Origin of the sequence: Schaalia cardiffensis (assembly GCF_016405145.1) — a bacterium.
GTDB classification, from domain to species: Bacteria; Actinomycetota; Actinomycetes; order Actinomycetales; family Actinomycetaceae; genus Pauljensenia; species Pauljensenia cardiffensis.
Window position 1 is genome coordinate 110,789 of sequence record NZ_JAEKIA010000006.1, and the last position, 18,102, is coordinate 128,890.

General features: G+C 59.3%; 13 protein-coding genes and 1 tRNA gene. 6 read left to right on the top strand and 8 right to left on the bottom strand.

All coding sequences use genetic code 11. The features are described from left to right. Positions 1 to 292 precede the first annotated feature (292 nt). On the bottom strand, positions 293 to 679 hold the full coding sequence (locus JFX23_RS05040; RefSeq protein ID WP_005962553.1) for a phage holin family protein: 387 nt from the start codon (positions 677 to 679) through the stop codon (positions 293 to 295). 168 nt (positions 680 to 847) lie between these two features. Here JFX23_RS05040 and hisC point away from each other — a divergent pair, with 168 nt between their 5' ends. Continuing rightward, the gene (gene hisC / locus JFX23_RS05045) at positions 848 to 1,897 is read left to right on the top strand and encodes a histidinol-phosphate transaminase (protein ID WP_198775990.1); all 1,050 of its coding nucleotides are present in this window, start codon (positions 848 to 850) and stop codon (positions 1,895 to 1,897) included. 1,159 nt (positions 1,898 to 3,056) lie between these two features. Here hisC and JFX23_RS05050 read toward each other — a convergent pair. The 3 genes from JFX23_RS05050 to JFX23_RS05060 form a co-directional block, all read right to left on the bottom strand. Continuing rightward, positions 3,057 to 3,130 (bottom strand) — tRNA-Pro (locus tag JFX23_RS05050). 695 nt (positions 3,131 to 3,825) lie between these two features. Continuing rightward, entirely contained in the window at positions 3,826 to 4,932 is a 1,107-nt protein-coding gene (locus JFX23_RS05055) for a metallophosphoesterase (protein WP_198775991.1), read from the bottom strand. An 85-nt stretch (positions 4,933 to 5,017) separates the two neighbouring features. Then, positions 5,018 to 7,102 (bottom strand): transglycosylase domain-containing protein, encoded by a 2,085-nt coding sequence (locus JFX23_RS05060; RefSeq protein ID WP_198775992.1) that lies wholly within the window; start codon positions 7,100 to 7,102, stop codon positions 5,018 to 5,020. 149 nt (positions 7,103 to 7,251) lie between these two features. On the opposite strand from JFX23_RS05060, the gene JFX23_RS05065 reads away from it, so the two are divergent. From JFX23_RS05065 to JFX23_RS05075, 3 genes are all read left to right on the top strand, one after another. Continuing rightward, on the top strand, positions 7,252 to 7,587 hold the full coding sequence (locus tag JFX23_RS05065; protein WP_005962546.1) for a WhiB family transcriptional regulator: 336 nt from the start codon (positions 7,252 to 7,254) through the stop codon (positions 7,585 to 7,587). Between the two features lie 101 nt (positions 7,588 to 7,688). Next, positions 7,689 to 7,850, top strand: coding sequence for a DUF4177 domain-containing protein (locus tag JFX23_RS05070; protein ID WP_198775993.1), 162 nt, complete (start codon positions 7,689 to 7,691; stop codon positions 7,848 to 7,850). Between the two features lie 454 nt (positions 7,851 to 8,304). After that, entirely contained in the window at positions 8,305 to 11,745 is a 3,441-nt protein-coding gene (locus JFX23_RS05075) for a Cna B-type domain-containing protein (RefSeq protein ID WP_198775994.1), read from the top strand. Between the two features lie 261 nt (positions 11,746 to 12,006). Here the strand turns inward: JFX23_RS05075 and JFX23_RS05080 are convergent, their stop codons facing one another. Both JFX23_RS05080 and JFX23_RS05085 read right to left on the bottom strand, forming a co-directional pair. Continuing rightward, complete coding sequence (locus JFX23_RS05080) at positions 12,007 to 12,690, bottom strand: Crp/Fnr family transcriptional regulator (RefSeq protein WP_005962542.1); 684 nt, start codon at positions 12,688 to 12,690, stop codon at positions 12,007 to 12,009. A gap of 191 nt (positions 12,691 to 12,881) precedes the next feature. Next, positions 12,882 to 13,991, bottom strand: a complete 1,110-nt coding sequence (locus JFX23_RS05085; protein ID WP_198775995.1) for a hypothetical protein — start codon at positions 13,989 to 13,991, stop codon at positions 12,882 to 12,884. Between the two features lie 10 nt (positions 13,992 to 14,001). On the opposite strand from JFX23_RS05085, the gene JFX23_RS05090 reads away from it, so the two are divergent. Continuing rightward, entirely contained in the window at positions 14,002 to 14,421 is a 420-nt protein-coding gene (locus tag JFX23_RS05090) for a hypothetical protein (RefSeq protein WP_198775996.1), read from the top strand. A gap of 480 nt (positions 14,422 to 14,901) precedes the next feature. Here JFX23_RS05090 and JFX23_RS05095 read toward each other — a convergent pair whose 3' ends face one another. Next, complete coding sequence (locus JFX23_RS05095; protein ID WP_198775997.1) at positions 14,902 to 15,870, bottom strand: hypothetical protein; 969 nt, start codon at positions 15,868 to 15,870, stop codon at positions 14,902 to 14,904. Positions 15,871 to 15,941: 71 nt separating this feature from the next. Here JFX23_RS05095 and JFX23_RS05100 point away from each other — a divergent pair, with 71 nt between their 5' ends. Further along, positions 15,942 to 16,859, top strand: a complete 918-nt coding sequence (locus JFX23_RS05100; RefSeq protein ID WP_198775998.1) for a hypothetical protein — start codon at positions 15,942 to 15,944, stop codon at positions 16,857 to 16,859. A gap of 238 nt (positions 16,860 to 17,097) precedes the next feature. Here the strand turns inward: JFX23_RS05100 and JFX23_RS05105 are convergent, their stop codons facing one another. Further along, complete coding sequence (locus JFX23_RS05105) at positions 17,098 to 17,916, bottom strand: HAD family hydrolase (RefSeq protein WP_198775999.1); 819 nt, start codon at positions 17,914 to 17,916, stop codon at positions 17,098 to 17,100. Between the last annotated feature and the right edge of the window lie 186 nt (positions 17,917 to 18,102).

An 18,102-nucleotide genomic window follows, 5' to 3' on the forward strand; every position in this document is an offset into this window, starting at 1 on the left:
TGGGGGTCCGGGGGAGCTGGGGGAGCTGGGGTGTCCGGGTGAGCTGGGTGTCCGGGGGAGCTGGCTCGCCGCGATCTGAGGCTCGCGAGCTTGCTGCAAGTCCGATCGCTGCCCCGGATGAGCATTTCGGGGAGTCCGTGGGGGTGCTCAAGCTGCGCAGCGGCCGGGGCTTTGCCTCGGCCGCTCCCCGTCTTGCTTTGGTCGTTCCCCGTCTTGCCTCGACCGCTGCGCAGCTTGCTTCGGCGGCTCTCCGTCTTGACGTGCGGATCGGCGCCTCCTCACGTGTCCTTTTTCAGTCCTCCTTCTTCTTTGCACCGAACAAGCCCGCGACGAAAGAAGAGACGATCGCGGTGATGATCGCTCCGAAGAGGCAGGACAGGAAACCGCCCGTGGAGAAGGGGAAGCCGAGTTGTGTGGACAGCCAGCCCGTGAACTTGAAGAGGACCGAGTTCGTGACGATTGCGAAAAGCCCAAAGCTCAACAGGTAGAGCGGGAAAGTCAAGGTCTTCACGATCGGCTTGATGATGGAATTGACCCCGGTGAAAACAAGAGCGATCACTGCGAGTGTGAGGGCTGTTTCCGTCAGGGAAGCCCCTGAGGTGAAGGAAATATCGGGGATCAGGCGTGCGGACACCCAGATCCCTGCCATGGTTGCGAGAAGACGAAGAAGAAACTCCATGCCTCCACTGTCGCGCATTTTCCCGCTCCGCGCTCGCTGAGCGACGCTTCAACGCTCATGCTGGCCCACGTGAAAGGCCCCTCGTCCCCTCCGCGCCCTTTGAGCGCGTGAACGCCCGCACTTCGGAAATCCTTCATCTCCTTCGGCGCTGTGCGCTAGGACTGAAGCATGAGCGAATTCCAGGTCCCGATCCGCCCCGCCGTCCGTAATCTCCCGCGTTACCGGCCGGGGAAGGCCGCGCCGGGAGCAATGAAACTCTCCTCGAATGAGATGGCGACCCCGCCCTCGGCCCCCATCCTCGAGGCGATGAGAAAAGCCCTTGAGAACGTGAACCGCTACCCGGATCTCATGGCAACGCCAGTGCGCGAGGCCATCGCCAAGCGTTTCAAGGTCCTTCCCGAGCAGGTCTGCGTCGGAACCGGCTCTTCTGCGCTCCTCCTCGCCGCCCTGTCGGCCGTGTGCTCGCCGGGCGCGAAAGTCGTCTACCCGTGGCGCTCCTTCGAGTCCTATCCGATTGCGATCCCAGCTTCGCACGCCGAAGGGGTTCCCGTTCCCCTCGACGAGGATGGGGGTCACGATGTTGAGGGGCTCGTGTGTGCAGCTCAGGATGCTACCGCCTTGATCCTGTGTTCGCCGAACAACCCGACGGGTCCTGTTCTGACTTTCGACACGATCCGGGACATTGTTGAGCGCGTTCCCGCATCTGTCCTCGTCCTCGTTGATGAGGCGTACATTGATTTCGCGAGCGATCCGCGCGTGTCGAGCGCGATCCCGTTGATTGAGGAGCATCCGAACGTCCTCGTTTTGCGGACTTTCTCAAAGGTGCATGCGCTCGCGGGAGTGCGGGTCGGGTATGCGATTGGGAATACGGAGCTGATTGGTGCAATCCAGGCGGTGTCCGTTCCTTTTGGGGTGTCGAGTGTCGCGCAGGCAGCGGCTCTCGCTTCCCTTGAGGACGAGGCCGGGGTCCGCGCTTCGGCTCAGGCGGTCATTGCCGAGCGCGAACGCATGATCGCCGCGCTTCGCGAGGCGGGGCTTTCGGTGCCGGATTCTCAGGCGAACTTCTTCTTCCTTCCGGGCTTGGGGGCCGACTTTGTCGAAGCATGTGTGGATGCGGGCCTCATCGTTCGTCCTTTCCCCGAGGGCGTTCGGGTGACGCTTGCCGATCCGCTAACGAATGATCGCTTCTTGGAGGTCGCGAGGCGCTTTGCGCGCTGAGGAGCGCGCCGTGGGTGTTATCCGGTAGATCGAGGCTGCTGGATTGGAGCTGCGGGGTGCGGTGCTGGAGCTGCGAGCTGTCGTGGCGGAGCTGCGAGGTGCTGTGTTGCTGCTTCGAGGTGCGGTGTTGCTGCTTCGAGGTGCGGTGTTGGAAGTCCGGGCTGCTGTGCGTCTATGCCTCAGCCTCTTTGGGACATGCGTCCCCACGTTATGTGTTCGGCAAGGCTGAGGGGTCCTTGATAGCCCCGAGGTCATATTTGGGGTTCTCTGGATTGGTGTGGGGTGGTGTGCGGGTGCCCACATTATGCGTTCGGCGAGGCTGAGGGGTGGTTGATGGCGCCGAGATTATATTTGGGGTCCTTTGGGCGGTGCGGCTGCGAATGCTCCGCGCCACGGAGCTAGAAGGCTCGACGCTTCAACCTCGAAAAACCCTGGACACACCCGAAAATGTCGCTCATTGTGGCCGATATCCTTCGGTTAAGGCCACAAGGGCTCGGCGTGGACGTAGGCTGCGAGGGTTTTGGTCGGCACCCAGGCCGCGAGGCCTCAAGTCGGACAATAGGCGTAGACAAGTCTGATAATCCAAACTCTGACCTGGGGTTTTCTTAAGGGGCCGAGGCGTACGGTTCGACTTGTGGACCGCCGCACCACCGCACGGGCGGCGCCGCACATTCTGACCGGTATTCCGACTTTTCCGCACCACAAAGCCAAAAAGTCCAGGTCAAACGAATACTTTCTGTCCCACCACTCCATTCTGGCCGTTATCCCGGTTTCACCGAGAACCGGCAAGCGATAGTGAGACCTCGGACAGGTCAAGGCACTGAGGTCGGGCACACCTCAAAGCATTGAGGTCGAACACAGGGCATGAAGGAGGCGCTGCCACAGGGGATGGAGGAGGTTGTGCCACAGAGGAGATGCACGTCCCCGCGGCCAGATGCGCGTGGTCGGTCGCGCGTTAACAGCGTGGGAGGTGATCCCTGCCCGAGTAGCCAGATGCCTCGTACCATTGATAGAAGTCTCAGGCGCGGGGGAGGTGCAGGGGCTATGAGAAGATGCAGTGAACCTACAGGGGGATTAATACCTGGAGGGAAGATCAAGAAGAAGCGGATGTGAAAAGTCCCAGGACCTTGTTGAACAGTGCCCTGGGACTCCACACGAGTCGGGGTGGCGGGATTTGAACCCACGGCCTCTTCGTCCCGAACGAAGCGCGCTACCAAGCTGCGCCACACCCCGTGCGACTTGAGAAGTATACGCGCCGGGTGCCCGCCCTCCAAAATTGAGGACGAGGAGCGGGGTGGCAGATGGATCACAGGGACGCCGTTCGTGCAGTGTTGAAGGTCGGTGGAGCTTGTGAGTCTCGTCTTGGCAACGTTCCCTCGGAGACCACAACAGCATCGAAGGTGTGGAGTGCATCGAAGGTGTGGAGCGCATGGGAGCGTCATAGGGCGTGTCAGCCTAGGATCGAGCGTTGAACAGCTTCATTGAAGCTCAGAGCCTCGAAGACCTGTTGGGTTCGAGAAGTTCTAGGCTCAATAGCTTGACAGTTCAACAGCATTCTTGAGTGCTCGCGTCCCTCGGCCTGGAATCCCCAGGCTGAGGGGAGTTTGGGGTGTTCACTCGAGCCTTCAAGTTCTGTTTAGCGCATGTTTCTTCCAAACAGACCCTGTTCGACCGCCATCCTCTACACGGCCGCAACCACACGCTTCCCGCGCATGGCTCTCGCTTCACGGCCGCGACAACCGCACGGCTACCGCGCACGGTTGCCAGAGGACTGCTGCCGCCGCGCGGCTCACAGGGTGCGCTTCTCAAAACGCGACCGCGACCGCACGGCTCCCGCGCATGGCTCCAGCCAAACTGCCATGCCCCCTTAATGGACGGCTCTTCAGGCATCCGCCCCACGTTCAAGGCTTGGCGAGAGGGCGCGCCACTCAGACTGAGCGGATCGTCAAGAGGGAAGCTTCCGGCCTCGTCGCGATCCTGACGGGAGCATAGGGGGAAGTGCCGAGTCCGGCGGACACGTGCAGGAGGGAGGAGCGATCGCCCGAATGCCAGCGATGAAGTCCTTTTGCGTATTTTTGTTTGATGTCGCAGTTCGTGACAATAGCTCCGTAGCCTGGCACTCCGATCTGGCCTCCGTGCGTGTGGCCGGCGAGGATGAGGTCCGCTCCAGCCGCGGTGAAGGCGTTGAGGACGCGCGTGTAGGGGGCGTGCGTGACACCGATGCGAAGTGAGGAGTCCAGAGCCCAGGAGGGATCTGGGTCGACGATCCGGTCGCGACCGATATGCGGGTCGTCGGTTCCGAGGAAGGAAACTCTTTGCGAAGCTTCGGGTGCGGAGCCATTGAGTTGTGACCCCCCAAGTGCGGAGCCCCCAAGCGGTAACCCGCCACACGAGGAATCCCCGAGTGCAGACCTCCCACATGCGGATCCGTCGCCGCCGCAGGGTTCCACATTCAGCGTGCCAGCCCGATTGGACAGGTCGAGCCATCCGGCGTCTTTGAAACGGCGGGCGAGTTCTATCCACGGCAGGTCCGGTATTGAACTCTTTGGCAGTTTTGAGGAGCCGAGGAGGTAGCGTCCCCAGTTCTTCTTCTGTGCCGAGTAGTAGTCGTTGGAGCCGAATACGAATGCACCGGGCAGAGCGAGGAGGGGCTCGTAGGCGTCTTCGAGCAGCGGCAGTCCCTCTGAGAGTCCGAAGTTGTCGCCCGTTGAGACGACGAGGTCGATGTGTTCTTCAGCGGCGACGCGTCGAAGGAAGGTAACGAGGAACTCCTGTCCGGGGAAGAGGTGAAGGTCGGACAGGTGCAGGATCGTCATTGTTTTGATGCCGCGGTGTGCGGGCATGTCGATGGCGATTCTGCGCAGAACCGGCATGCGTCTTTCCACGCTTCCCCATGCGAGGGCGAGGAGCCCTGTTCCGGTGAGGGTCCCGGCGGCGATGCCGAGCGCGCGGCCTGTCGCAATGAGGGCGCGCGGGGCGATCGAGGGGCGGTCGGCGATGAGGTCGAGCCCGAGGGGAAGAGCGTCGCTCGTCATCGTCAGTCTCCTATTCCTTGGGTGAGTCTTGCGGCGCTACAGGTGCCGTGTTCTGAGGGGTGGAGTCAGTGTCGGCCCGGGCTCCTTACCGAGGCTGTCGAGGCGTGCCTACCGCGGAGTTGCCGAGTGAAGCGTTATGCATGGGTTCAATCCCTGTGTCGGCGAGGGCCGCGGACATGTAGGGCGCCCAGATCTGTTGTCCGACGAAGGTCTCGCCGAAGATTGCGTGGTAGTAGGTGCCGTTGATGACGATATCGCGGACCGGGGTGGTCGAAGAATCAGCGTGGCCGACCCAGGCGGAGGTGACGAGGGAGGGGGTGAAGCCGGTGAGCCAGGTGTTCGCGGAGTAGTCGGTTGTGCCGGATTTTGCGGCGAAGGGTCGTCCGTCGGCGAGCCGTGTGGAGGTGTAGTACTGGCTGGCGGATGCCGTCAGGAGGGTTGCAACCTGGTTGGCGACGTTTGAGTCGAGGACTTGCGAGCAGTTGGGGGCGAATTCCTTCACGGTGTTCTCATCGCGGTCGGTGACTGTTGAGATCGACATGGGTTCGCAGAGTAATCCGCCGTTGTCGAAAACTGCGAAGGCGCTGGCGACTTGGAGGGGGGATGCGGAGGAGGATCCGATGATGTTTGCGGGTAGGGCCGCGATCGTTTCACCGTTTTCGGTGATGCCCATGTCGGCGGCGGTTTGGAAGATTTGGCAGAAGTCGACTCTGGATGCCATGTTGACGAAGGCTTGGTTGACGGATAGCCCGGTCGCTTTGACGACATTCATTGGGCCGTCTTTACCTGCGAGGTCTTCTACTCTCCAGGGTTCGGTGCCGATGGGGGTGCCGCCGCACCGGAAGGCGCCTGAACCGTAGTTCCTGTTGGTTGAGCCGACGGTTTCGTATGCGGAGTGGCCTTCTTTGAACCATTCAGCCAGGGTGAAGACTTTGAATGTTGAGCCGATCTGGAATTGGCCGTCTGCGGCGTAGGAGCTCATGGTCTGGCCTGCTTCGACGCCGTAGGTTGTGTTTTGGGCCATGGCGACGATTGCGCCGGTGCTGGGTATGAGTGAGACGAGAGCATCGTCTACGTCGGAGGGGTCGTCAACGGGGATGGCGCTTGTGAGGGCCGCGTAGGCGGCTTGTTGCTTCGCCGGGTCGAGGGTTGTGCGGATGGTGAGACCGCCGGTCTTGAGGAGGTGTTCGCGTTCGGCTGCGGTTTGACCGAAGGCTTCATCTTGGAGGAATCGAGTGATGACGTAGTTGCAGAAGTAACCGGTCGAACCGTTTGCGCCGATACAACCTTCGGCGGTGTTGGTGGGGTTGAGTGTGTCGACAAGGGGGGTTTCGATTCCGGCGTCGTACTCCTCGCTTGTGATGACTCCTTGTTCGAGCATGACGCTGAGGACCAAGTTGCGTCGTTCTTGGGAGGCTTCCGGGTAGATGAGTGGGTCGTACTCGACGGGGGATTGGACGAGGCCGGCGAGAGTTGCTGCTTCGAGGTAGTTCAGTTCGGAGGCCGATTTGGAGAAGTAGCGTTGGGATGCGGCTTCGGCGCCGTAGGTGATGGGGCCGAAGGGCGCGATGTTGAGGTATCCGGTGAGGATTTGGTCTTTGTCCATCGTCCTTTCGATGGCGAGGGCGTATTTGATTTCGCGGAGTTTGCGGGCGGTGGTTTGTTCGGTGGCTGCGCTGACTTGGTCGGCGTCGCCTTCGAGGTAGCCTTTTTCGGCGAGGGCGTTGCGCACGTACTGTTGGGTGATGGTGGATGCGCCTTGGGTCCCTGATTCGCCGAGGTTGTTGATGAGGGCGCGGGCGATTCCTGTGGCGTCGACGCCGTTGTGTTCGTAGAAGCGTTTGTCTTCAATTGCGACGATCGCTTGTTTCATGATGTCGGCGATGTTCGCGGAGGGGACGACGATCCGTTGCTTGTCGTAGAAGCGGGCGATGACACCGCCATTGGCGTCGAGGAGTTGGGATTCTTCTGCGGGTTCGACGACTTCGATTTTGCTGGGGAGATCGTTGAGGATTGAGGGAACTGCTTTTGTTGCGATTGCCGCTGATCCGGTGAGAGGGACGAGGAGGCCGGCTCCGAGGATGCCCATAAGAGCGGAGACGGAGATGAAGGAGAGGAGGAGTCCGAGGAGTTGTGCCGGGCTCACGAGGCGCGGATGGTGTTGCGACATAGGTCCAGAATACGTGGTACCACAAGGTGAGGGGCGGGCTGGGGCCGGTGGGTGGTCCGCGTGGTGGGATCCAGGTTTGGACTCTCTCGCAAAATGTGTGTATCGTCACATGTGAAAGCTCATTGGCGAGCGATTTGGAGTATCAATCCATGAACAGTGTCGATGACGACCAGAGTTGGGTTGCGCGGGCTCTTTGCGCTTCTTGTGAACCTGATGCCCTGTTCGTTCAGGGAGCGACTCAGCGTCAGGTCCGCGTTCGGTGTCTTCAATGCGAGGTGCGTCTGGAGTGCCTGGCTGACGCTCTTCAGTCCGAAGCGAACTTCGGTGTATGGGGTGGACTGACCGAGCGTGAACGCCGTGCGATGCTGCGCCATTATGAGGGTGTGGAGAACTGGTATGGGTGGTTGAGGGAATCTGATGATCCTCTCGCTGTTGAGATCCGTTCCCCGAAGGTGCCGAGGGTTCTTGCGCATGTTCGCGCTTGAAGTAACTGTGAAGCGCTTGGCCTGTGGGTTCTATTGTTTCTTCGTGGACTCCCAGGCTTGGTGAGTGCTGGGTGCGTTGTGTGTTTCGATAGGATGGGCTCATGGTGAAGTGGGAGTATGTGACGATTCCGTTGTTGACGCATGCGACGAAGGCGATCCTTGATCAGTGGGGGGCTGAGGGTTGGGAGTTGGTCCAGGTGATCCCAGGTCCGACTGGTTCGGAGAATCTTGTCGCCTATTTAAAGCGTCCTGTTGAAGATTGAGCTTTGCCGTGAGAGGGGCCTAATGGATCTTTTCACTTTGAAAGCGGTGAAATCGCTCAAAGTTTGAAATATCCATGTTCGTGCACTGGTCTCCTTTAGTGGGCTGCTTCATGTCATGCTTCTGATCTCAACTGCTGTGGTAAATCCTACAGGTGTACGGGTGTTTGGAGACGGGTGTTTGGACATGTCACACCAGCTACCTCACCCCGTTTTCCCTGCAATCGCTGCCAATGCGGCTAGTCCTCGCGGTCGATGAGCCAAGGGGTGTTGTCGAAAATCTGAGGCGCGAATGGGCCATTTTGCACGTAAATCCCTTGCTTCTGCGCGCCACGCTATGAAACACTGGCGGGGTTATCTCTCCAGGGAGTGGTGTCGGCTCTGTCGTATCGTTCTCTTTGTGAGCCACAGCTTTTGTATCCGCGCTGTGCGGTCCAGACGAGTGGAAGGTTGATTCGTGTTCCCACGATCTGATCGATTGAATATTCGGCGTTTAGCGGCGTTCGTCGCGTTCATTCTCGCCTTCGCCCTGGTGGTCCCAGGCTTGACGACGATGGCAAGAGCCGAAGAGGGTCAAGTAGTTGACGTGGATGTGAAGATTACGAACTTCGAGATTCGTAATATCACTAAGGAGACAGTCGAGAAGATCCACCACACGCAGACCTTCCTCCTGAAGATGGATTGGAATGCTGACCATCTGGGTGACACGCTTAAGTCAGGCGATCAATTCCATATCGAACTCCCTGACACTATGAAGTTTCCAGCTGGGGCAGTGCAGCGGGAATTTAATCTCACTCGGAAGGATGACCCTAGTGTCGTCATTGGCAAGGGAATAATTCAGCCCGGGCCCGGTGATATTGGGGGGACGGTTACCGTAACATTCAATGAAAAGGTTGAGGGTAAACTCAATAATCATGGAACGCTCTGGATGGGCGCTCAGTTCAATATGGACAAACTGAAAGTGAATGAGGTTAACAAGTTCACGGTCACAGTGTCGAAGGTCCCTATAACTACTGAGATGACTCCCTACCTGCCGGGACCTATTGTTAACGAGGATCTTCTGAAATGGGGTAATCCTGATTCAATGGACCCTCATGTGGTAAAATGGGGGGCTCGAATCAACCATGCTAAGCATGACCATAAGAATGCTGTGATTACTGACTCACTTTCTGAAGGAATGGGGGATGAAACCTACATTCCCGGTAGCTTCATCCTAGAGGAACGAGAATACAGTGAAAATGGTGAACAATCGACAACTCTTAAAACGATTGATTTAATCGAGGGGCCAGGAGGTAATTTTACGCTCGCTCCCGACAAGCGGTCGTTCACGATTAGGCTCGGCGACATTTCCGGTAAGCAGTTAGCGCTGCGTTATTCGACGACCTACACGAAGCCTGGCAAGCAGTTGAAGAATAAGCTGACTCTGAATTCAGACCAGATTAAGGATTTCTCGAAGACCTATACCTACCAGTCCGCTGAGTCAGGTGGCACGGGCTCGAATGACGATGCTTCGAAGATTAAACTCAAGAAGGTCGATGCGACAGATCCCACCATCACTTTAAAGGGCGCTGTGTTCGAGGTCACGAAACCGGATGGGCAGACTTTCAAACTCACCACTGGCGATGACGGCACCGTGACATCTGATGCCCTCGTCGCAGGCCAGCAATACAAGGTCAAAGAGATTGAAGCTCCGAAAGGGTATATCGCGGATGAGACCGAGCATGTCCTCACGGTTAATGCCGACTCCGCCGCTGAGCTGACAGTTAAGAACGAGCCGATAACCATCGAGATCACCGCTGAGAAGAATTGGGTTGACTCTGACGGCGTAGACGGTAACCGTCCGGATGAGGTGGTTGTCAAGCTTGTGGCCGATGACCCTGATATTCCTGCTCAGACTCTGACTTTGAAGAAGTCAGAGGGGTGGAAGGGCGTCTTCACGGGCCTTCGCAAGTTCTCCTCTACGGGTGAGGAAATCAATTACACGGTTGAAGAGGATCCTGTTCCGGTCGGGTATACGACCAGTGCGCCTTCGTACGATCCGCAGACCCGTACATTTACCGTGACGAACACTCTCGAGACAGTGAACATTTCTGTCAAAAAGGAGTGGGTTGGTCCCGCCACGGATTCTGTCACCGTCAAGCTCCTGGCTGATAATCAGCCCGAAGGGAAGACGCTGACTCTCAACAAGGACAACAACTGGCAAGGCACCTTTAAGGATCTTCCGACACACAAGAATAAGAAGAAGGTCGAGTACTCGCTCGAAGAGGTTGCCGTCCCGGGCTACAAGTCAGAGATCACCGGTTCTGTGGCGGACGGCTTCACGATCAAGAACACGAACATAGAGACGACCACCATCTTCGGAGTGAAGACGTGGAACGATGACAATGATCGCGATCGGAAGCGTCCGAAAGAGATCACGGTCAAGCTTCTGGGCGACGGCAAGCTCGTGAAGGAAGAAAAGGTGGAGGCCGGCCCTGACGGCGAGTGGACGTACACCTTCAGAGACCTTCCGAAGTACGACCCGACTACAGGCACGGAAATCAGCTACACAATTGCTGAAGATCAAGTCGAAGGATATGAGATCCCCGACATCAACGGTTTCAATATCACGAACATTCGAAATCCTGACACCGTTGCAGTACCTGTGAAGAAAGTCTGGGTCGGCCCGAAGGGTACGCAAGCAACCGTTCAGTTGTTCGACACTGATGGTGAGGTTGCGGGTAAGACCTTGACCTTGAACGAAGGCAATGGCTGGCAGGGCGTTTTCAATCCTCTTCCGAAGTACAAAGATGGTCACGAGATCAAGTACACGGTCAAGGAGGTAGATGTTGATACCTCGAAGTATGAGGTGACGGTGAGTGACTTCGTTCCGTGTCCGCTTCCTCGTGCGGATCAGCAGGTCCGTGCGGATGCGGAGTGTGGCTTCACGATCACGAACACGAATATTGAGAAGGTCAAAGTTGAGGGTGTGAAGACCTGGGACGATGACAATGATCGTGATAGTAAGCGTCCGGGTGAGATTACTGTTCGTTTGAAGACGAAGGATGGGGAGCAGGCATCTCAGAAGGTCACGGCTGCTAATAACTGGGCGTATTCGTTCACGGATCTTCCCAAGTACACCGATAAGGGTGATGAGATCGTCTACACGGTGACTGAGGATGCTGTCGGGGAGTATGCGACGAAGATTGATGCTGATGGGACGATCACGAACTCGTACACTCCGGGTAAGACGTCTGTGTCGGTGTCGAAGGTGTGGGATGACGCTGATAACCAAGATGGTGTGCGTCCTGATTCGGTGAAGGTCCAGTTGAAGGCCGATGAGAAGGCTCTTGGTGAGCCGGTTGTGTTGAACGCTGACAACAAGTGGACTCACACGTGGACGGATCTGTTCATCAACAACAATGGCAAGAAGATCGGGTACACGGTTGAAGAGGTGGACGTTCCCCAGGGGTATGAGGCGAAGGTTGAAGGTGATGCCCAAAAGGGTTACACCGTGACGAATACTCATGTTCCTGAGCAGGTCTCCATCCCAGTTGTCAAGAAGTGGGAAGGGAAGACGGGCGCGAGCGCGACTTTCCACCTCTACGCTGGCAAGGATGATACGGGCAAGGTGTTGACCCTTGATGCCGCCGTGGACTGGAAGGGTTCCTTCGATGGTCTTCCTAAGTTCAAGGACGGTAAGGAGATCGCTTACACCATCACTGAAGATGCCTTGGAAGGTTATGAGGCGAAGGTGAAGGGTGATATGCGAGATGGCTTCACCGTGACGAACACCTATGTGGACAAGAAGCTCGCCAAGACTGGTTTGTCCGGTAGTGGGCTCCTCCTTGGTTCGACCATCTTGGGTGGGGCGGGTGCTGTGATGCTCGCGGTGCGTCGCAAGCGTGAACAGGCCTGAGACACGCGAAGCGTTGAGGCGCTGAAACGCCGACGCTGACTGGTGGGGGTTGGGAACAGGAAACTGCTCCCAACCCCCACCGCTTTACACACACCCAACTCAGAAAACGAAATGTGCCCGGGTGCCGAAGGACGTCCTGAATGAACGCGAAGGGCGCCCAGAGCACAAGCTCCGGACGCCCCAAGTGGAAGTGGGCTCTCAATCAGCCAGGCAACTTCTCAACACCAGAAGCTCCCAGGATGACCAAGCCCCCGCAGTGAATCAGCGTGCGCGACGCGCAAGCCGATCAACATCCAGCAAAGTCACCGCACGGCCCTCAAGACGAATCCAACCGCGCGAAACGAAGTCTGCGAGCGACTTATTCACCGTTTCCCGCGAAGCGCCGACAAGCTGCGCAAGCTCCTCCTGAGTCAGGTCATGGGGAACATGCACACCCTTATCCGTCGCAGTACCAAAACGATCCGCAAGATCAAGCAGCGCCTTCGCAACACGACCCGGAACATCAGAGAAGACAAGATCCGAAAGAGACTCGTTCGTGCGACGCAGACGCTGAGCCAAAGCCTTGAGCATATGCTTCGCGAGAGTCGGATTCGTATCAAGAATCTCCATCAGATCCTCATGATCGAGGTACAAAAGAGACACCGGGGAAACAGCGGTCGCAGTCGTTGAACGCGGGCCCGGATCGAAAAGAGTGAGCTCACCGATAATCTCGCCGGGGCCGAGGACAGCGAGCAAAGACTCGCGTCCGTCATTCGAGGTGTGACCGAGCTTCACCTTGCCCTCAGTCACGATGTACAGGCGATCACCCAGGTCGCCCTCGTCAAAAAGGGTCTCCCCGCGTCGAAGGGTCGTATGCCCCATCTTCTGCTGAAGGGAAATCTGCTGAGTCTCATCCAGGCCGCCGAAGAGCGGGACCTGGCTGATGAAGTTTCCGTCGCCGATCATGAGGCGTTGGCTCCGTTCTTCTCAAGGCTCCGGGACGTCCGGGCCGTGGGTCACGACCCCCGCGCTCTAAGGGGGTGTGGAGGATCACTGGATATTATGCCCCTTTAGATGCGTAAAGGTGTGCGCATACGCTTCGACGCGCCGAAAGTGTTGAAAACTCGGCGCGTCGAAGCGGTTAAGGCAGAGGAAAATCAGAAGCGGGCAGCGGCCTTCGCAGCGCGACGACGGGCACGCGCAGTGAAATGAGCCCCCGCAGGATTGATCCTTTCAACCTCAGCACGAAGCACTTCCTCATTCCGGCCAATGCGACGTACAGAATGGGAAAGAAAGCCAATCCCCATGAGCACGAAACCAGCCAGCAAACAACGACCTGAATAGGCTGAAGCCTGCACATGGTGGCTCAGGTTCTGGCCGAACGTGCTCGAAGAACTCAGCATCCGCAAATACGGCAGAAAAAACTCAGCGGTCAGACCCGGAACGATGAGCGAAGGCAGTCCCACAAGCGTCGTCAACACGCCAACAAACCACGGGCCCAAAGAGGACTTACGGGCCAGAAGGAAAAGGAAGAGGACGAGCACGAGTCCACCGAGGAGCTCAAGGAAAGGCAAGAGTGCGAAGCTCCCCGTCGCCACGGAACCAGCATCATTCAGCGTCAGACGAGCCCCCGAATCTGCGATGAAGAACCACGCCAGGGGCGCAAGCAGAAGATACCCAAAGAGGCTCGCCCAGTGGGCTCCCGTCCGAGAAGGAACCTCAGCCTGAACAGAGGCACCATCAAAAATCGCGTCATCGAGAGAATGCGGGGCTGCTGAGGCTCCCAACTCTTCGACGGCCTGCTCGCCAATGTCCTCACGAGGACGCCATGAGGCTTCAGGCTCAGGCTCATCAAGGTCAACACTCGGGTTTATGAGCGAGCGGCGCTGCACAGAAGTCTCATCGAGAGGCTCAAAGAGGGATTCACCCTCTTCCCTATCTTCAAATTCTTCAAAGAACTCCGCCTCAACGTCCTCGCCCTCCACGCGATGAGCGAGCACATCACGAGGAGTCGGTGTCGGGTCGATTCGAGTCATGACGGGAATCTCTCCAGTCATCACCGGGATCGTGGTCGTATGCGAGCCCAGCGTGACAGTCTCGATCTGACCCGTGATCACAGGAGCGGACTCTCCGACAATGTCATCCTCAGGCGTAACCTCACCGGGAAGCTCAACCTCCTCGCCAGTAAGGGGCTGCTCGCCTGCGAGGACCGGCTGCGCCAGTGCGGGAGCGCTCTCAGTGTCACTCTGGCGGCTGCGGTCACGCACAGCGGCCCACATGGACTCGGCGAGCTCGTCGGGCGGAGCTGAAGCCGAGGGAGATGAGCTACTCGTTGCTCCCTCGTCGCCAACAGACTGCGTTTCCAAGACGGGGGAGCTGCTCGGTGTCTCTGAGATGGATGAGGTGGCGGGAAGCGACGCGATGCGAGAGCTAGCAGAGGTCGGCGAGAGGGGCGGGGTGTCTGACGTGCTCGAAAGTGGCGAGCTAGCAGGTGTGTCCGAGAGGGGTGACCTGCTCGCTGTGCTCGAGAGCGTGGAGCTCGTCGGAGCAGCAGGGATCCCCGTAGCGTCCGCAGAGACGACGCGCGGCTCGGGACGGACTGTGCTGCTCCCTGAAGCCACAGTCTGCTCGCCAGTGGCGATCGAGGAGTCCCGCGCCTCCGGAGCTTCTGGCTCGTCGAAAGTCTCCTCCATCTGAATGGGGGAGGAGGCCTGCGCGAGAGGCGCGCTCGATTCGGTTGGGGGGAAACTCTCTGCATGAGTGGCGGAGGGCGCCTGCGTGGGGGAGGCTTCTGATTCGGTGGGGGAAGCCTCCTCCGTCTGAATAGGGGAGGGGCTTTGTGTGGAAGAAGCTTCTGGTTCGGTGGGTGAGGGTTCTTCTGCCTTCAGGAGGGGGATGCGGGGGGCTAGGGGCGCGGTCTCTGTCTGCGCTAGAGGCGCGGTCTGCGCCTGCGCGAGGGGTACGGTCTGCACCTGCGCGAGGGGCGCCTCAGTCGCCGCCGTCTCCTCGTCCCGATCAACGTTTTCTTCCTCGCCCCGATCGAAGATGAAATTCGGATCGAGGGTCAGTGCCTCTTCAGCGTCGCCCTCTTCAGGGCGCTGGGGGAAATCCTGCTCAGACATGCGTCTCCTCCTACTCGTTGACACACGATAACGAGCGAAAGAGGCAGAAGCGGGCTCATTCTTCGGCTAGGCGCGGATCAGGAGCGTCGTGCACGTCACCGTTTTCAGTGTCGTCCTCGCCCTCGACGACACTATTCGACAGTGCGAAGGACCTCGCCCAGTAGATTCCGATCGTGGAGGAACCGAGGACGAGGCCGAGGGTCGCCACCACAGGTGCGGCCATCGACAGGGAAGTGAGGATCGAAGCTCCGGGCCTGACGACCGAACCCGTGATGGACGTCCACAGCGGCCACAGCATGTAGCTGGGGAGCACCATGAACAACCAGGCGGTCAGCTGAGGTCCCGTCAAGGATAGGCATGCCATGAATGCAACAACCCCCAGCAGAAGTGCCGCCGTGAAAGCAATAATCGCCGCACCGGGAGTGAAGGGGCCGAGCGCTCCAAGGCCGTGGGCGGCGACCTCGGTCGTATCGGAAGGGGCAATCACGATGAACAGCATGCTCGCCCCCAGGGCGCTTGGGATCGCAAAACCCGCAACCCACGCGTGCCGATGGTGGAAGATCCTGCGGCCCTGCGAAGTACCAAGCCGCTGCGGGTGAGCGGCGCGCTTGAACGTCGCCATGAGAGCGAGTGCCGCCCCCAGGGTGATCGCAGTGACGGCAAGGGGGTAGAGGCTCCAGGAGACGGCGGCCTGCATATCCAGTGAGTCCACGAAAGAGGACTGGAGCATCGGGATCCTTAAGAAACCCACGAACTGGCCTGCGCCAACGATCACAGAAAGACCGCTCGTCAGGAACATGCCCGCAGGCGATTCCTCGCAGTTCAACGACACGAGAGTCAACAGGACTGCGCCAATACCCATCCCGATGAGTCCCTCAACGGAGGCGAGAGGCTGGCCGATCGCGGTTTTCGCCTGCACATCCGCCATTGAGGAGCCGAGGAGGATCAGCGCGACTGGTGCGAACACGAGGGCGAAGAGGAGGCTCTTCGCGTGTGGTGTGCGAATGACGGAACGCAAAGACATGGATTCAGTATCGCAAGGACAGCTGGGTATGGCCGAAAGCGCCCCGCTCCTTTGCGCCGTAGGCTGATGCGGTGACAATCGACGCTCTGATCGACCCTTCGGTGCACGTACTCGCCCGCGCTTCGGCGCGACCTGAGGTGCAGGCAGCCATGAACTCCGCGATTGATGCCCTCACGCGCTTGAGATTCCACGAGGGACTGCGTCGCGGATGGGAGGAGGCGCGAGCCGAGGCGACCATTCACGAGGCGACAGCGCTCGCCCTGATCCTCGGCGCGAGGACGAGTGTTAGCGAGCTGAGGCTCGCAAGCCTCGCCGGGGTGGGGGAGCGCCCCGCCGGGGCGGATTCGTTCCTCGCCGGGGCGGGTTCACCCCATGCTGATACGGCTTCGTGCCCCTCTGAGGCTGGGGCGCCGATTCGAAGAGACCCAGCAATGGATCTGGCCATTGGGATTCAAAGGTCGCAGACCGGACTTGTCGCAGGATTTCCTCCCCTGAATTCCAGGGTGCCCTCTCGTCCTCGTCAAATTCCCCTGCCTGCGCTTGTGGCGTCGATCCACCGGGATATCTGCTCCGGCCTCGTCGAATCCGGGAGAATGAGCACCAGGGGTGTTGCGATGCCGAATTCACCTGAGCTCCTCGCGCCACTCGCAGGGTATATGAGCGCGAATGCGCCCGCTCTCGCCAGGGCCGCCGCCATCCTCGCGCATTTCAGGTTCCGTGAGGTCTTCACTCCGGCCTCTCCGGCAGTCGGTGCGGCGCTCGCCAGGCGACTCCTCGTCCTCGAAGGAGTCGATCCGACGGGAGTGTGCACGATCTCAGTGCTCGATGCTCACGATCCCGTGCAGGCGAGTCGGGAACTCGCGGGCTGGGTCAGCGCAGACGAGGAGGGGGTGGCCCGCTGGATCCTCCACTTCACAAAGTCCGTTGAGCATGGGGCGAAGGCGGGAGAGAACATTGCCCTGCACGTGCAGGCGGGGCGACTGGGCTAAAGCGGGCCGACTGCGGCAAAAGCGCAGTGGCAGGCCTGGGCGAGAGCTAACAGTTGATCGGGGCCGGGGCCGGGGCCGGGGCCGGGGCGAGGTGTAGTCGCTGTTTGCGGGGCGAGGGTTGCGTGTGCGGTGTTGCGGGGCGAGGCGTGCTCGCGGGTCGCGGGGCACGAGTAGGGGCACAACAGTCGACTGGAGTGAGAGCCAACTGCCGAGCGAGGTAAACAACGGCTCAACGCGATCAGGCGCTCGTGCGACGAAGAGACACGCTCACCGCGACCGATACGGCGAGCAGGGCACATCCCAGACCGAAAATTGCCTTGCGGGGTGGACGAGGCAGAGCACGACCGACACGCGCCTTCTTCTCAAACCTTTCAATCCGCCACTCGCGTTCCTCAGCGATCTTGCGCAGCGCACGATCAGGATTCACCGCGACCGGATGACCGACGGAAGCCAAGAGGGGCTCATCAGAAATCGAATCGGAGTAGGCCCAGCAATCGGCGAGGTTCCAGCCGCGCTCAGCGGCGAGCTCCGCGCAGGCGCGAGCCTTCCCCTCGGCCTGGTTGAAGTGGAGGATCTCGCCGGCGAAAGCCCCCTCTTCGTCCTTCGCGACAATGGTCGCGAGAATCCCATCGGCTCCGAGGCGCTTCGCGATGGGCCTGACGACTTCCAGTGCTGAAGCGGAAGCGACGATGACGGGCCGCCCTTCGGCTTGGTGACGGGTGATCTCCTCAAGAGCTTCGAGGTAGCACACCGGGTCGATAACTGAATCCAAGGACTCTTCAACGGTCGCTTCAAGGCGGCGCGCGTCAATCCCCTTCGCCAGATCGCCAAGCGTTTTCGCCATCTCATTCATACGGTTCTCATCGGCGCCGCGAAGAATATAGGGCAGATGGACGAGAACGGACATGATCGCGGCTCGGCGAGTAACCAGCCCGGCATCCACGAAAGGCCCCCGCAAGGCCATGGATGAGGCCGTCGCAAGAATGGTCTTATCGAGGTCGAAGAACGCTGCGCTCTTATGAGGCGCAGTGCTCAAGGGGGAGAGCAAATCGGGCATGACGCCTCCTTTTGAGGGCGAAGAGAGCACCATCGTGGCGCGTCCACAGGGAATTTAATGCCATCAAGTCTTCCACAGGTAAAAGAAGAGCGGGGTGAAAGGCCGGGAGGATGGGTGTCTTCTTCAGGTATGGGACTGTGGCGAAGAAAAAGTGTGCATGTGGATTCGGCTCGATCAACGAGGACG